The following is a 15,652-nucleotide window of genomic DNA, read 5'->3' on the forward strand; positions in this document are numbered from 1 at the left end:
GCGCTCAGCGCCCGAGCCCGGCCGCCCAGGCTTCCGCCGCCGGGCGGACGATCTCGATCCACGGCCCGGGATAGATGCCGATCCCGGCCACCATCACGATCAACGCAACCAGCACCAGCCATTCGCGCGGCCGCAGGTCTTCGGCCTGCGCCACTTCCGGCCATGTCACCGGACCGAAGAAGGCCTTGCGATACAGCGACAAAAAGCCGCCGGCCGCGATCGACAGCGCGAACAAGGCAGCCAGCCCGGCGCCGGTATGGCTGTGCAGCGTCGCGATGATCAGCATGAATTCGCCCGGGAAGCTGCTTGTCCCCGGCATGCCGACCCCGGCCAGGCCGCAGATCAGGAAACCGCTGGCCAACAGCGGCATCGTCTTCGCCGCGCCGCCCAGGCTATTGATATCGGTCGACCCGGTGCGCTGGCGCAAAAACTCGAGCAGGATGAAAGCACCGCCGGTCGCCACCGCGAAACTGAGCAGCAGCGAAATCGCGCCCTGCGCCGCCTGCGCGGTGAACGCCGACAGACCGAGCACGGCCAGACCGACGTGGCAGATGCTGGCATAGGCCAGGCCGACCCGCAGGTTGCTCTGCGCCAGCATGCCGACCGCGCCGTAAAGCAGCGCCAGCGTGCCGAGACCGGCAAGCAGCCAGTGCAGATCCTGCGCCGCCAGCGGTGCCAGCGGAATGGCGAAACGCACCAGGCCGAAGGCGCCGAGCTTCAGGCCGACCAGCAATGCGGTCAGCGAGCCCGGTGCGGCAAGCGCGAACTGCGGCAGCCAGGTATGCAGCGGCACGAAGGGCACCTTGAGGCCAAAACCAAGCAGCAGGAGCAGGAAGACGGCGTACTGGGTCGAGCGCGGCAGCTCGGCGGCGAGCAGCAGGCTCAGATCGAAGGTCGGCACCGGCTGGCTGGCGGCGAGCAGGATGAAGGCGAGCAGCAGCGGAATGCCGCCGGCCAGCATGATCAGGAAATAGCGCGCCGCAACGCGCCCGGCCTCCGCCGTCGCGCCCCAACGGCCGAGCAGGAAGTAGATCGGCAGCAGCGTCGCTTCCCAGAAGACGAAGAACAGCACCGTGTCGAGGGCGCAAAAAATGCCCAGCGTCGCGCTCTGCAACAGCAGCAGCAAGCTGTAATGCAGACGCCGGTTGACTTCGATGCTGTTCCAGCAGGCCACCAGCGAGCCGAGGAACAGTAGCGCCGTGGCCGGCAAAAAGAGCACCGACAGGCCGTCGACCGCGACGAAATACTGCACATTCAGCCCGGCGATCCATAGCGCCCGCTCAACCAACTGGAAGCGCTCGCCGGCCGGCACGAAGGAAAACAGGATCCAGGTCGCGAGCAGCAGGCTCAGCGTCATGCCGGCCGCCACCAGGTGCCGGGTCAGGCGCGCCGGCAACAGCCAGAGCAGAGCTGCCGTGGCGAGCGGCAGGAAAATGAGCAGGGAAAGCAGCGGCAGATTCATCGCACGAAACTCGCAGCAATTGCCTTACTGGCCGCTTCTGTCAGATACAGCCAGGGTTCGGCGAAGAAACCGATGAGCAGCAGGGCAAGCAGCGCAATGCCACAGACGACGTACTCCATCGGCTGCGTGTGTTCGACCTCGACCGCCCCCGCCTGGCGCTGGCTCAGGAAGGCGCGCTGGAAGGCCCAGAGCAGGAAGCCGGCGGCGGCGACGTTGCCGAGCGCGGCGGCGACCGTGGGCAGGGCGCCGAAATTGTCGATCGCCGCTTCGAGCACCAGGTGGGCGGCGTCGAAACCCGGCGTGCCGGGCATGCCGACGATGGCCAGACCGCAACCGAGAAAGGCGATGGCAAGGAAAGGAATGCGCTCGAACAGGCCGGACAGCTCATGCAGTTCGGTAGTGCCGGTGCGCCGGAAAACGAAGCCGACGATGAACCACATGCCGGTCACCGCCAGCCCGAAATTGGCGGCGAGCAGCACGGCGCCCTGGATGCCGGATTCGTGCAGGCTGAACACGCCGATCACCAGCAGGCTGGTATGGCTGACCACGGCGAAAGCGAGCAAGCGGCGCAGGTCGGACTGCTGAAAGGCAAGCGCTGCGGTGAAGAAAATCCCGGCCATCGCGAAGCCGACGACGTAGGGCTGCCAGTAGGCGACCGCCGTCGGCGTCAGCGGCAGCACGAAGCGCAGCATGCCGTAGATGCCGACCTTGACGCCGACCATCAGCGCCGGCGCGACGGCGATCAGGCCGTGCTGCGCCATGTTGGGCAGCCAGCCGTGCAGCGGGAAGAGCGGCGTGCGCACGGCAAGGCCGTAGAACAGCAGGTAGAAGGCAGCGGTCTGGAACTTGCCGACCGGCAGCGTCTGCTGCAGATCGAACAGGTCGAAGCTCCAGCGCCCGGCATGCGCCTCGGCATGGCCCCAGCCGAGCACGACGCAACCGGCGGCAAAGAGCGCCCAGCCGAAGGCCTGATACTGGACGAAGCGCGCCAGCGCCTGCGCCTCGACGCGCGAGGCTGCCCAGTGCCGGAGCAGGAAGACGACCGCCCACAACTCGAGCGCCGAGAAAGCGGCAAACCAGGCCAGGTTCAGGGTCAGCAGCATGCCGACCAGGCCGCCTTCGGCGAGCAGCAGCACACTGAACAGCAGGCCCGGCGAGATGCGGCTGCGGCTCATGCCGTACAGCGTCATCAGCAGGGTGAGCAAGGCGGCAAGCAGCAAAAAGACCAGGCTGATGCCGTCGACCGCCACGTGCCAGGCAAGCGGCGCGAAACGTTCGGCCAGTTGCAGCGCCGGCAAAGTCGGATCGATGCGCCCGACGACGAAGATGAGCAGCAGCAGTTCGGCCAGCGCCAGGCATTTTGCCGCCAGCGCAGCGGTCGACCGCTGGCGCAGGGCAAAAACCAGCGCCGCGCCAAACAGCGGCAGCAGTTGCACGACAAGCAGCAGCGGCAAGCCGGCCTGCTGCGTCCAGAGAATTTCAGTCAGCGCCGTATTCACAGGATCACCACGAAAGTCGCCATCACCGCCAGCATCAGGTAGCGCGGTTGTTCGAGCAGGTTTTCCAGCGTCCGCAGGTAGCTGCCCAGACGCTGCAACAAGCGTTCGGCCGTGCCGCCGCGACCACGCAGCAGCAAGCGATTCTCGATGCGTTGCAGGAAGTCGGAAACGCTCGCCAGTGCCCGGCCGGGCAGGCCATCGACACGTACCAGCGGACGCTCCGGCTGCAAGGCATGGCCGGCACCGGGCTGGCCGATGGCGCGATCGATGAAGTGCTCCTCGAGGCCGCGCACGTCGCGCGCGAAGGATTCGGTCGGCTGCACGAACAGCTTGTCGGCCAGCGTATCCAGCCAGAAACGCTGCAGCACGGCGGTGTACAGCCATTGCCGGCGCTGCAGCCAGGCCGGCGGCGGCGCCGGGCGGGCGCGCGTCAGGTCCAGCCAGGACGGCGCGAGCAGGAAGTGCCAGACACGCCAGCCGGCGTGCAGGCAGAGATGAACCAGCGCCAGCGTCGTCCAGCCGAGGCCGATCTCGACGAACATCAGGCCGACCTGGAAGACGGTGGCGAAAATCAGCGCCGACTTGACGTCGCTTTGCACCAGGCCGCACAGCCAGGCGTAGATGGCCGTCGCGGCGCCGGCCACGATCAGGCCAAGCATGACGTCGGGCACTTCGACGAGAAGCGGCTCGAGGCGCAGCATCAGATAGACGCCGGCATGCACCATGACCGCGCCGTAGAAGATCGCCGAGGACGGCGTCGGGCCCTCCAGCGCACGCGTGATCCACGGCGTAAAGGGCAATTGCGCCGACTTGGCGAGGGCCGCGATAACGAAGCCGATGATCAGCAGGCGGGCATTGACGACGCTGATCTGGTGCGCCTGCGACAGCGCCGTCCACTCGAAGCCGCCGAGCCAGGCCGCGGCAAGCGCCAGCGCGAGCAGGAAGCCGGCGTCGCCGCCGCGGTTGGTGACGAAGGCGAACAGCGCATTGCCGGTCGCCACAGGGCGGTGCCAGGCGTAACCGATGAGCAGGAAGGACGAGACGCCGCACATTTCCCAGCCGACGAAGGCGAGCAGGCCGTTGCCGGCGAGCAGCACGAGCTGGATGCCGGCCAGGAAGAAGGAAAGCGCGATGAAGAAGCGATGGAAGCCGGCCTCGCGATGCAGGTAATTGGCCGAGAAGCGCGTCACCAGCCAGCCGATCAGTGCGGTCAGCGTACCGAGCGTCAGCGACAGCCGGTCGAGCATGAAGGAGAAGGTCGCCTCCCAGTTGCCGTTGCCGAACCAGTGGCCGAGCTTGTGATGACCGGGCGCGCCGTGCAGCAGCGCATGCAGGTCGATGGCGAGGAGCAGCAGCAGGCCGGCGAAAGCGGCCAGCGACGCCAGGTTGACGGTCAGCGGCTCGCTGGCATCGCCCTTGGCGAGACCGAGCAGCAGGCGCGCCGCGTTGACGACGACGGCGAGCAGCGGCAGGGCGGGCACCAGCCAGATCCAGTCGTGCAGCGCGGCAAGCATTTCCAGCATCAGGCAGCTCCGAGAATGATGGCTGGCGCCAGCGGCTCTGACTCGCCGGCAAACCAGTCGGCCGAGCGCGCCACCTGCGGCAGCGCGCCGCCGCCCGACCAGGGCAGCCAGCCGCGGCGCGGACAATATTGTTCGAGCGCACCGGTCAACGGGTCGCAGGCGGCCAAAACGACCCAGGCATTGCCGATCAGCTCCTGCAGCGCCGGCTGGCGGTGCAGGATGGCCGTCAGCACGGCCGGCGTCTGCTCGACGACGACGAGCAGACGCATCGGCTCGTGGATTTCGACCATTTGCAGCGGTAGACCGGTACGCAGGTCGGAATCGGCGCCTTCCATGACGCCGAACAGACCGGTGATGTTGTGGGTGATCTTCGAGCCGCAGCCGAAGACATCGTTATTCACCGTCGAGAAGTAATATTCGAGCGAAATCCCGGCCCCGACCGGACCGGCCGCGAGCAGGATGCCTTCGACGATCTCGCCCGCATCGTCGCCGACCGGATCGTAGGAAATCAGGAAGACGCGGCGGTCAAGGAACAGGCCGCGGCTCAGCGTGCGGCGGCCGATGAAGGCGGCGGCATTGGTCGCGTGACCGAGCTCCGGCCGCGCCTGCGAGATGTCGTTGGCGCGCCCGCGCATGTGGCGCAGCGCCAGCCAGGGATTCGGCCGCTCCGGTGCCGAGGCGAGCCGGCGGCAACGCTCGGCGGCATGCGCCCGGCAGGCTTCGCCGACTTGCCGGACCAGGGTTTCGAGCGCCGGCTGGAAGGCGGTCGGCACGGTATCGAGGTCGTACCATTCGATGCCGTCGTCGCAGGTGTTGTGCTCGGCGGCGACGAAGCAGCAAGTATCGGGGATGACCAGGCCGCGCGCCGCCAGTCCGGCACGCACCGCCGGCCGGTTGGCCATGCTCGCGAAGACGCGGGCATTGGCGCCGCCATGCTTGCCGGAGCAGGCGCCGCAGGCGTAGGCCGAATAATGCGGATTGTTGCGGCTGCCCGAACCGTGGCCGAAGATCAGGACCAGCGGCGCAAAGTTGTCGGTCAGCCCGATCATGCGCAGGAAGGCGGCCACGCGGTCGACCTGCTCGGCATCGGTAAAACCGGCCTGCGGTTGTGCGGGCGTGCCAGCACTCACCTCTTCGGCGGTCAGCGCCAGTTGCGTCGGCAGGCGCCCTTCGAACCAGGTCCGCCAGCGCTTGACGGCAGCGCCGAGCCAGCCCGGCGCCAGCGTCGTCGCGGTCAGTGCGGCAAGCGCCGGCACGCCGGCCAGCGCGGTGAGCAACGGCCCGCCCAGTGCCCGCCGGCGGGTTGCCTGGTAGAGCCGTTCGCGCCAGCGCAAGCGGCTTTCGCGCTGCGCGACATGCCGGGCCAGACCGGCAGCCGCAGCGGGCCGGACGGTCTCGCGCACGAGGTGGGTCGGCTGCACGACGACCGGGCAGAGCGCGCTCTTCTCCGGATCGTCAAGGCCCTGCCACCACATCGGCACGCCGAAGAAGCCGGCGGCGCCGTAGGTCATGATGTCCGGCGCGATTTCCTCGAGATGACGGCGCGTGCCTTCCTCGCGGTCATCCATGCACATCACGACCTGGGCGGCCGGCGCCGCAATCGGGAAGTGGCGATACTGGTTGGCGCGCAGGCCGGCAAAAATCTGTTCGCGGTAGTGCCGCTCGTAGGCAAGCAGCCAGAGCTGGCCGCGCTGCGCACTGTCGAGTTCGGCGGCGACGGCAAGCAGGTGCTGCGCCGCGGCCGGGGTCAGCGAATCCAGCGCCGCAGACGGCAAGGCCAGCTGACGCAACAGGCCGGCCAGGCGCCAGGCCGGCGAAACTTCGGCAGGACGGGCAGCCGCGATTTGCGTCGCCATTTCTGCCCATTTTTTCTCGTCGACCGCTGCCTGCTCGTTGGCCAGCAACAAGCGCCCGGCGGCATGCTGCAAGGCCTCGTCCAGACCGCCGCGGCGTAGCGCGTCGCGCACGTAGAACTCGGCGGCCTCGGCCAGGTAATAGCCCTGCAGTTCGTCGAAGGCCATCGCCGAACCGGTCAGCCGGCGCAACTGGTCTTCGCAGAGCACGCGCTCGAGCAGCACGCGCACGGCCAGGTAATCGGCCATCGCGATGCGGCAGGCATCACCGAAGCCGGGATGCCGGTCGCGCCACAGGAACATGCCCGCCCAGCCCGGCTGCTCCAGCGCCAGACGCTCGAGATAATCCGGCCAGTGCGCCTCGTCCGGGAGCAGGTTGGCCAGTTCGGCGAGCAGGACCTCGACCGGATCGTCCGGCAGATGCGCGATCTCGTCGCAGATACTGTGCAGGTCGCTGATTTCCCAGAAGGCGTCGCAAGCAACCGAAGCGCGCCAGGCCGCGAAGAAGCCTTGCGCGCGCGCCGGGTTGTGCCAGGCCGCGACGCCGAGATCGAGATGCGCCGCGAGTTGGCGCTGCAGCATGCTGCGCACCGTTTCCAGCACATCCTCGCCGCTCAGGTATTGCAGCAGACTGCGCAGCGTCCATTCCTTGCCGACCCGCGCGCACAGCGCCAGCCAGCGCTGCCGGGCGACGGCTGGCCAGTCCTCGCCAGACGCCGTGCCGGCTGCGCCAGCGGTCAACGCCGTGGCGCAGGCGAAAAGCGGCTCATCGCACATGCCTTCCCGCGCCAGCCAGCCCTGGCGACTGGCCGTCGGCACCTCACCCGGCGTCAGCAAACTGGCGAGCAGCACGTCGCGCCGCGTACAGCTGGCAGCGATCTCTTCATCCAGCCCGCTCAGGCCAAGCTCAGCAAACGCGGCCTGCAGGTCGCCGGCGTCGATCCGCCCGGCCGCATACGCCGCCCGGAATAGGTCCTCCGGCCAGTACATGCGGGCGCCGGTCAGGGCATGAACGCTGGCCAGCGCTTCGGCAAAAGGCAGATGCTGAAAGCCGTGCAGCGTGTTGTGATGGACGAAATCGCGGATCGGCGCCTGCGCCGGCAGAATGTGCGTCAGGTGCTCGAGCCAGTGCTGCAGGCGTTCGCGGACGGGCAGTTCGGTGGCGTCGTGCATCTCAGGCTCCGAACAGACGGGCGACCTGGCCGATGCTGCCGGCGACCAGATCGAGCAGCGGCGCCGGCCACAGGCCGAGCCCGACGATAGCAAAGGCGAGGATGCCGGCCGCGCTCATTTCGGTACGCGTCATGTCGGCCAATTGCATCGGCTCGCCCTTGAGGCAGAGGCGGCCAATCACGCGCAGGCTGTAGGCGGCGCCGATCAGCATCGCGACGCCAAGCAGCAACACCCAGCCCTGCCAGCGGGCGAAACCGCCGATCAATGCATGCAGTTCGGCGATGAAGCCGGCGCTGCCCGGCAGACCTAGTGCGGCAAGCAGCGCGAAGGCGATGAAAAAGGCAAAACGCGGCGCCTGCCCGGTCAACGTGCCGTAATCGGCCAAATCCCGGCTATGCGTGCGCTGGTAAAGGAGACCGACGAGCAGGAAGAGCAGGCCGGCGGTCAGGCCGTGCGCCACCATCTGCATCACCGCGCCGGTCAGGCCGGTGACGTTCAGCGTCGCGATGCCGAGCAGCACGACGCCCATGTGCGAGATCGACGAATAGGCGACCATCGCCTTCAGATCCTGCTGCCGCCAGGCGAGGATGCCGCCGTAGAGCAGGCTGACGCAGGCAAGCAGGGCCAGCCAGTCCTGCGTTGCGAGCAAGGCGGCAGGCAGGGTTTCGGCAGCGCGAATCAGGCCGTAGGCACCCATCTTGAGCAGCACGCCGGAGAGCAGGATGGAGACCGGACTAGGCGCCTCGACATGGGCCAGCGGCAGCCAGCCGTGCAGCGGAAAGACCGGCATCTTGACGCCGAAACCGATGAACAGGCCGGCGAAAATCAACAGCTGCATGTTGAGCGGCAGACCGCGCCCGCCGGCCGCCATGTCGGCCATCGCAAAACTGTGGCCGGGCGCCGCGTCGTACAAAAAGAGCAGTGCGACCAGCATGAACACCGAGCCGCCCAGCGTATAGAGGAAGAAATTGAGCGCCGCCTTTTGCCGGTTCGGCCCGCCCAGGCGGTCGATCAGGAAGAACAGCGGCAGCAGCGTCGCTTCCCAGAACACATAGAACAGCGACCAGTCGCGCGCGGTGAACACGCCGAACATCGCCGATTCGAGCAGCAGGACGAGCATGAAATAAAGGCGGGCCCCCTCTTCCATGCGCCGCGAGACAAGCACGGCGATCAGCGTCAGCAGGGCGGTCAACAGCACCATGGCGAGCGAAATGCCATCGACGCCGAGCGCGAAATAGGAACCCAGGCGCTTGTTCCAGGCCTGGCTTTCGAACATCTGGATGGCAGCACCGGCCGGCTCGAATTGCACCGCCAGCCAGCCGGAATAGGCTAGCGCGGCCAGCGCGAAAAGCATGGCCGTCTGCCAAAGCGGCAGGGCGCGCCGGGCCGGCAGCAAGGCAACGGCTGCCGCCCCGAGCACTGGCATGAAGACCAGTACTTTCAGCACTCCCAGAATCCTCCGGCGGTTTGTGAAACCGTCATTTTTTGCATTCCGTGATTATGCCAGCGCCCCCGCGGCAAAAGGCAAACAGAAAGCGGTTTGACAGCCCCAGCCCGCTTCGCTAAATTGATTGTTTCCCCCAACCCACAGATCAAATCTTAATAAGGAGATCACCATGGCCGTTCTCGTCGGCAAGCAAGCCCCGGATTTCACCGCCACCGCCGTCTTTGGCAACAACGAAATCAAGGACCTGAAACTCTCCGATTTCAAGGGCAAGCCGGTTGTCCTGTTCTTCTACCCGCTCGACTTCACCTTCGTCTGCCCGTCCGAGCTGATCGCCTTCGATCACCGCCTGGAAGAGTTCAAGCAGCGCGGCGTTGAAGTGATCGGCGTCTCGATCGACTCCCAGTTCACCCACCTGGCCTGGAAAAACACCGCGATCAAGGACGGCGGTATCGGCCAGGTCGGCTACCCGCTGGTTGCCGACATCAAGCACGACATCTGCCGCGCCTACGACGTCGAACTCGAAGGTGCCGGTGTTGCACTGCGCGGCTCCTTCCTGATCGACAAGACCGGTGTCGTCATGCACCAGGTCGTCAACATGCTGCCGCTCGGCCGCAACATCGACGAAATGCTGCGCATGGTCGATGCCCTGCAGTTCTTCGAAGAACACGGCGAAGTCTGCCCGGCCGGCTGGGCCAAGGGCAAACCGGGCATGACCGCCTCGACCGAAGGCGTCGCCGCCTACCTCGCGAAGAACGCCAAGAAGCTGTAATTTGCTGCCGTCGCCCTGACGGGACGGAACAAAAAGCCCCGTATGCCATACCAACGGCACACGGGGCTTTTTTTTATCCTGACAAAAAATCCCGGAAGAGACTAAAATTTGACACTTTTGCAAGTTCTGGATCCAAAGCAATCATGGCAGACACGGAATTTCTCAGCACCCGCCAAGCAGCGTTACGCCTTGGCGTATCCCTCGGCACCGTACAAAACATGGTGGAAAGCGGCGCCCTTGACGCATGGAAGACGGCCGGCGGCCATCGCCGCATCCCGGCCACCTCGGTCGAGGCCATGCTGGCCAGGCGCAAGAGCCAGAGCAGCACAACGGAAACGGTTGCCAGCCTCGACATCCTGATTGCCGAAGACGACCCCATCCTGCAAAAGCTTTACCAGGCAACCTTCGAGCGCTGGAACCTGCCGCTCCAGTTGCGCATCGTCGACAACGGTTTTGAAGGCCTGCTCCAAGTTGGCCAGCGCATGCCCGATGTCCTGATCGCCGACCTGATGATGCCCGGCATGGACGGTTTCGAGATGATTCGTCGCCTGCGCGCCAACCCGGATCTCGCTGCCATGGATATCGTCGTGATCAGCGCCATCGACAGTGCCGAGATCGCCCGGCAGGGCCTGCCGGAAGACGTCACGATATTTGCCAAACCGATCCCCTTCCACGAAATCAAGGGCTTCATGCTTGGCCGCCTGGCCTCGCGCCAGCGCCCGGTGCGCTGATCCCGCAGCACAGTGACAGACCGCAAAACGGCGGCGTAATATCCGGCGCAACGCAGCCGCCCCACCCGGTGGCTGCAACACATAATAAGCAGGAGACAAAACCATGGGATTTTTTGGCAACAATGGCGCGCTCGACAAGATCGATCGCGATATTTCGGCGATTGCCGATGGCAGTGCCGATCTCTCGCTGGCCGTCGGCAACTCCGGCAACGATGCCACCGGACGCATCTCCGGCAACATCAACCGTTTCTTCAGCCGCGTCCGTGACCTGATTTCCCACGCCCGCGTGCGCAGCGTCAGCATTGCCGCCGACGCCGCCCGGATGAATCACCTCGTGCAACAGACCGACGATGCCGTACGCCGCCAGGAGTCATTGGCAAGCGCCGTGTTCGAGTCGAGCAATCGGGTCAACCGGGCAGTCAGCGAAGTTGCCACCAATTCCGACGCCATCCAGGCCTCGACCCAGAACAATCTCGATCTCGCCCAACGTTCGCTGGAACAGATGGAAACCGTGGCGAGCACGATGCGCTCGACCAACGAACACATCGAGCACTTTTCCTCGACGGTCAGCGAACTGCATACCAGTTCGATGAAGATCAACGAGATCGTCTCGCTGATCAACGACATTTCCGACCAGACCAACCTGCTTGCCCTCAACGCCGCCATCGAAGCCGCACGGGCCGGCGAAGCCGGGCGCGGCTTCGCGGTGGTTGCCGACGAAGTGCGCAAACTGGCCGAGAAGGTCAAGACGGCGACCCAGGTCATCGGCCAGAACACCCAGTCGATGATCAACCTGGTCGCCGACACTTCGAGCAAGACCCAAACCATCGTTGGCGAGGTCACGCGCGCCAACGAATACATCGAAACCTCGGCGGCCGACCTGACCACCATGGTCGGCGACTTCAAGCGCACCACCGAACAACTGACGACAATTGCCGGCGCCATCTACAACCTGCGTGAAAGCAACCAGAGCATCCACGGCGAAGTCGAGGAAATCCGCAATCACTCGCTGGACATTTCCGGCCGCATGAAACAGTGCCTGGGTTCGGCCAAGACCTTGCGCGAATCGACCGAAGACCTGCAATGCACGCTGGCCGACTTCCGCACCGGCAACAGCATGTTCGATACCCTGCACGACAAGTGCGCCAGCTTCCGCGACCAGGTTGCAGCCGTTCTGCAGCGCCTCAGCGACCGTGGCGTCAATGTCTTCGACCAAGCCTACAAGGACATCCCCGGCTCCAACCCGAAACGCTTCACGACCGCCTACGACGGCCAGTGCGACAGCGAACTGACCCGGATGTACGACGATCTGCTGCGCAACGTGCAAGGCCTGACCTATTCGCTGGCGGTTGATACCAACGGCTATGCCCCGGCCCACAACGGCTTGTTCTCGAACCCGCCCTGCGGCGATCCGGCGATCGACCTGACCAAGTGCCGCCACAAGCGCATCTTCAGCGACCCGGTCGGCCTGAAACTCGCCAAGAACCAGAAATCGTCACTGTTCCAGACCTACGTCCGCGACACCGGCGAAATCCTCAACGACCTGTCGATGCCCATCATCATCAACGGCCGCCACTGGGGCGCCGTGCGCATCGGCTTCAAGACGGATCTGGTAGTTTAGAGGCAGGATCGAGGATCGAGGATCAAGGATCAAGGATCGAGGGGGAAGCTAACAGCTCGATCCTCGATCCTAGGCAACTAATAAACGATCTCGACGTTTTCCGGCTGCAGCCAGCCCTTGAGCGCTTCGAGCAGCATGTCGTCGAGACGCACCCGGTAGTTTTCGCCGAGCATGATGTCGCACTCGGCCTGGCCGTTGTTGTAGTGGATGCGCACCGGCGCCGGCCCTGGCGCAAAGGGCTGCAGCAGTGACTTCAGCTTGCGCGCGTCGGCCGTGCCATTCATGCGCAGCTGCAGACACTTCGAGAAACGGGCGCGCGCTTCGCCGATGGTCATCAGCTTGTCGGCCGTCACGCTGTTGCCGCCGGAAAACTCGTCGTAGCGGACCCGCCCTTCGATGATCAGCACCTCGTCGGTAACGATCTTGCTGCGTTCGGCCTCGAACAGCTCGTTGAACACCGTGACTTCGATCATGCCGGTACCGTCGTCGAGCTGCACGAACAGCATCTTGCCGCGCCGCGTCATCTGCGTGCGCACGCCCACCACGACCCCGGCCAGCGCCGTCGTTTCCTTGGACGGTTCGAGGCGGTTCAGCGGTCGACGGATGAAACGCGACAATTCCTTCTTGCAGGTGTTGTACGGGTGGCCCGAGAAGAAGAAGCCGAGCGCCGTCTTTTCCTGCATCAGCAGTTCTTTTTCGTCCCAGGGTTTGACCGTCAGGTACTGCGGCGCATGTTCCTCGGCGACCGAACCGATGTCGAACAGGCTGGTCTGCATCGCATTGCGCTCGGACTGCTCGGCAAACTCCATGGCGATGCCGACCGAAGCCAGCAACTTGTGGCGATCCGTATCGATGCAATCGAAAGCGCCGGCCTTGATCAGCGCCTCGGTGGTGCGACGATTGACCATGCGCTTGTCGCAGCGCTTGCAGAAATCGAACAGGTCCTTGAACGGCCCGCCGGCATCGCGGGCGCGCAGGATGTCATTGACCGCCTGCTCGCCGGTGCCCTTGACCGCCCCCAGACCGTAGCGGATGGTCTGGCGGTCGACCGGCTCAAAGCGGTAATTTGACGCATTGACGTCCGGCCCGAGCATCTTGAGCTTGTTGGCAGGCCCCACGGCATCTTCGTAGAAGATCTTCACCGAGTCGGTGTTGTCCATATCGGAGGACATGGTCGCCGCCATGAAGGCCGAACAGTGGTGCGCCTTGAGCCAGGCGGTGTGATAGGTGACGACGGCGTAGGCGGCGGTGTGCGACTTGTTAAAGCCGTATTCCGCGAACTTGGTCATCAGGTCGAACAGTTGTTCGGCGAGCGCCGGATCGTAGCCCTTTTCCTTGGCACCGGCGGCAATCGTCTCGCGGTGCTTGGCCATTTCCTCGGGCTTCTTCTTGCCCATTGCCCGGCGCAGCATGTCGGCGCCACCCAGCGTGTAGCCGCCGATGATCTGCGAGATCTGCATCACCTGTTCCTGGTACACGATGACGCCGTAGGTCGGCGACAGGCAGGCGGTCAGGTCGGGGTGGAAATAATCGATCTTCTGCTGGCCCTTTTTGCGCAAGATGAAGTCGTCGACCATCCCGGAGCCGAGCGGGCCGGGGCGATAGAGCGCCAGCACAGCGATGATGTCTTCGAAACGGTCGGGCGCCAGCTTTTTCAGCAGCTTTTTCATGCCTTCCGATTCAACCTGGAAGATCGCCGTCGTATTGGCGTCCTTGAGGATCTGGTAGGCGGCAGGGTCGGTGAAGCCGAGGCTCATCAGGTCGAGTTTCTCGCCGGTCATGCGACGGATGTACTCGACGGCCAGTTCGATAATGGTCAGATTTCGCAGACCCAAAAAGTCGAACTTGACCAGGCCGACCTTCTCGACGTCGTCCTTGTCGAACTGCGACACCGTGGACGCATCGCTGCCGGTCGCCTGGTAGATCGGGCAGAACTCAGTGATCTTGCCCGGCGCGATCAGCACGCCGCCGGCGTGCATGCCGACATTTCGCGTCAAATCCTCGAGTCGACCGGCGAGATCGAACAGTTCGCGGATGGTTTCGCCGTCGCCGTCGCCCTGCATCATTTCCTTGAGCTGCGGCTCCTGCTCCAGCGCCTCGGCCAGCGATACCGGCTTGTTCTGGACGATCGGGATGAGCTTGGAAATGCGGTCGCACATCGAGTACGGCAGGCCGAAGACGCGGCCGACGTCGCGGATCACCGCCTTCGAGGACATCGTACCGAAGGTGGCGATCTGGCTGACCGCATCCTCGCCGTAGTGCTGCCGCACGTACTCGATGACGCGCCAGCGGTTGTCCTGGCAGAAGTCGACGTCGAAGTCGGGCATCGAGACCCGTTCCGGGTTCAGGAAACGCTCGAAGAGCAGTGCGTAAGCGAGCGGATCAAGGTCGGTAATCAGCAGGCTGTAGGCGACCAGCGAACCAGCACCGGAACCCCGGCCCGGCCCGACCGGCACGCCGTTTTCCTTGGCCCACTTGATGAAGTCCGCCACGATCAGGAAGTAGCCGGGGAAGCCCATCTGCAGGATGGTGTTGCATTCGAAGACCAGGCGCTCGTCGTACTCCGGGCGGCGCTTCAGGCGCTCCTCCGGGTCCGGGTAAAGCTGTTCGAGACGGAACTCCAGCCCCCTCTTGGCTTCAGCGACGAGAAACTCGTCGATGGTCATGCCTTCCGGGATCGGGAAGTTGGGCAGGAAGTTCTTGCCCAGAGTCAGCTCGATATTGCAGCGCCGAGCAATTTCCAGCGTATTTTCCAGCGCCTCCGGCAGATCGGCGAACAGCTCGACCATCTCGGCCTGGGTCTTGAAATACTGCTCTTGCGTGTAGATCTTCGGGCGCCGGTGATCGCCCAGCACGTAGCCTTCGGCGATGCAGACGCGCGCCTCGTGCGCCTGGAAGTCGTCGCGGTTCATGAACTGGATGGGGTGCGTCGCGACCAGCGGAATCCCCGTCTCGCCGGCCAGATCGGCCGTCTGCTGGACGATGGCTTCCTGCTGCGGCTGGCCGTAGCGCTGGACTTCGAGGTAGAAGGCGCCGGGGAAAATCGCTTCCCAGGCCTTGGCGCGTTCGCCGGCCAGATCGAAATTGCCGTTGATCAGCGCTTCGCCGACATCGCCGAGATGCGCGCCGGACAGCGCGATCAGGCCGTCGCAGCCGATTTCCGTAAACCATTCGCGGCGGATTTCGGCGCGGTCGCGCCGGCCTTCGACGAGATAGGCCTTGCTCAGTAGTTCGCACAACTGCTGGTAGCCGGCGCGGGACCGCACCAGCAGCAACAGGCGACAGGCATCCTCCGGCGACTCCGGGTTGGCGATCCAGACGTCGGCCCCGGCCACCGGCTTGACGCCCTTGCCGCGCGCGCCGCTGTAGAACTTGACGAGACCGAACAGGTTGCCGAGATCGGTCAGCGCCATGGCCGGCATGCCGTCGCCGGCGGCGCGCTTGACGGCGTCGCCGATGCGGACGATGCCGTCGGTCACGGAGTATTCGGAATGGAGGCGGAGGTGGACGTAGCGCGGCGAATTCATGGGCGCAATTTTACCGCGCCGGACCGCCTGCTCCGGCCGGCCGATTA

Annotated in this window: 9 protein-coding genes; 3 read left to right on the top strand and 6 right to left on the bottom strand. The window is 65.0% G+C overall.

The window, feature by feature from the left end:
* Positions 1-4 precede the first annotated feature (4 nt).
* Genes KIG99_RS07055 through KIG99_RS07075 form a run of 5 tightly spaced genes read right to left on the bottom strand, consistent with a single transcriptional unit; the run spans position 5 to position 8,957 of the window.
* The gene (locus KIG99_RS07055) at positions 5-1,462 is read right to left on the bottom strand and encodes a complex I subunit 4 family protein (RefSeq protein ID WP_226459507.1); all 1,458 of its coding nucleotides are present in this window, start codon (positions 1,460-1,462) and stop codon (positions 5-7) included.
* Positions 1,459-2,961: a complex I subunit 4 family protein gene (locus KIG99_RS07060; RefSeq protein WP_226459508.1), complete on the bottom strand. Its 1,503-nt coding sequence runs from the start codon at positions 2,959-2,961 to the stop codon at positions 1,459-1,461. The genes KIG99_RS07055 and KIG99_RS07060 overlap by 4 nt, the downstream gene beginning before the upstream one ends.
* The gene (locus tag KIG99_RS07065) at positions 2,958-4,484 is read right to left on the bottom strand and encodes a proton-conducting transporter transmembrane domain-containing protein (RefSeq protein ID WP_226459509.1); all 1,527 of its coding nucleotides are present in this window, start codon (positions 4,482-4,484) and stop codon (positions 2,958-2,960) included. Before KIG99_RS07065 ends, KIG99_RS07060 begins: the two co-directional genes overlap by 4 nt.
* Positions 4,484-7,510 (bottom strand): DUF2309 domain-containing protein, encoded by a 3,027-nt coding sequence (locus tag KIG99_RS07070; RefSeq protein ID WP_226459510.1) that lies wholly within the window; start codon positions 7,508-7,510, stop codon positions 4,484-4,486. Before KIG99_RS07070 ends, KIG99_RS07065 begins: the two co-directional genes overlap by 1 nt.
* Position 7,511: 1 nt before the next feature.
* The gene (locus KIG99_RS07075) at positions 7,512-8,957 is read right to left on the bottom strand and encodes a complex I subunit 4 family protein (protein WP_226459511.1); all 1,446 of its coding nucleotides are present in this window, start codon (positions 8,955-8,957) and stop codon (positions 7,512-7,514) included.
* 169 nt (positions 8,958-9,126) lie between these two features.
* On the opposite strand from KIG99_RS07075, the gene KIG99_RS07080 reads away from it, so the two are divergent.
* The 3 genes from KIG99_RS07080 (at position 9,127) to KIG99_RS07090 (ending at position 12,078) form a co-directional block, all read left to right on the top strand.
* Positions 9,127-9,726 (top strand): peroxiredoxin, encoded by a 600-nt coding sequence (locus KIG99_RS07080; RefSeq protein WP_226459512.1) that lies wholly within the window; start codon positions 9,127-9,129, stop codon positions 9,724-9,726.
* 143 nt (positions 9,727-9,869) lie between these two features.
* Entirely contained in the window at positions 9,870-10,457 is a 588-nt protein-coding gene (locus tag KIG99_RS07085; protein ID WP_226459513.1) for a response regulator, read from the top strand.
* Between the two features lie 103 nt (positions 10,458-10,560).
* Positions 10,561-12,078 carry a methyl-accepting chemotaxis protein gene (locus KIG99_RS07090; protein WP_226459514.1) on the top strand — a complete coding sequence of 506 codons (1,518 nt, stop codon included), beginning with the start codon at positions 10,561-10,563 and terminating at the stop codon, positions 12,076-12,078.
* A 77-nt stretch (positions 12,079-12,155) separates the two neighbouring features.
* Here the strand turns inward: KIG99_RS07090 and dnaE are convergent, their stop codons facing one another.
* Complete coding sequence (dnaE, locus tag KIG99_RS07095) at positions 12,156-15,605, bottom strand: DNA polymerase III subunit alpha (RefSeq protein ID WP_226459515.1); 3,450 nt, start codon at positions 15,603-15,605, stop codon at positions 12,156-12,158.
* Positions 15,606-15,652: the final 47 nt, after the last annotated feature.

This window comes from Quatrionicoccus australiensis, assembly GCF_020510425.1.
Taxonomy (GTDB): Bacteria; Pseudomonadota; Gammaproteobacteria; order Burkholderiales; family Rhodocyclaceae; genus Azonexus; species Azonexus australiensis_A.

Excerpts from the sequence above, each read along its gene's own strand:
- KIG99_RS07055 (WP_226459507.1), bottom strand. The coding sequence starts at position 1,462 with ATGAATCTGCCGCTGCTTTCCCTGCTCATTTTCCTGCCGCTCGCCACG.
- KIG99_RS07065 (WP_226459509.1), bottom strand. The coding sequence starts at position 4,484 with ATGCTGGAAATGCTTGCCGCGCTGCACGACTGGATCTGGCTGGTGCCC.
- KIG99_RS07070 (WP_226459510.1), bottom strand. The coding sequence starts at position 7,510 with ATGCACGACGCCACCGAACTGCCCGTCCGCGAACGCCTGCAGCACTGG.
- KIG99_RS07080 (WP_226459512.1), top strand. The coding sequence starts at position 9,127 with ATGGCCGTTCTCGTCGGCAAGCAAGCCCCGGATTTCACCGCCACCGCC.
- KIG99_RS07085 (WP_226459513.1), top strand. The coding sequence starts at position 9,870 with ATGGCAGACACGGAATTTCTCAGCACCCGCCAAGCAGCGTTACGCCTT.
- KIG99_RS07090 (WP_226459514.1), top strand. The coding sequence starts at position 10,561 with ATGGGATTTTTTGGCAACAATGGCGCGCTCGACAAGATCGATCGCGAT.
- dnaE (WP_226459515.1), bottom strand. The coding sequence starts at position 15,605 with ATGAATTCGCCGCGCTACGTCCACCTCCGCCTCCATTCCGAATACTCC.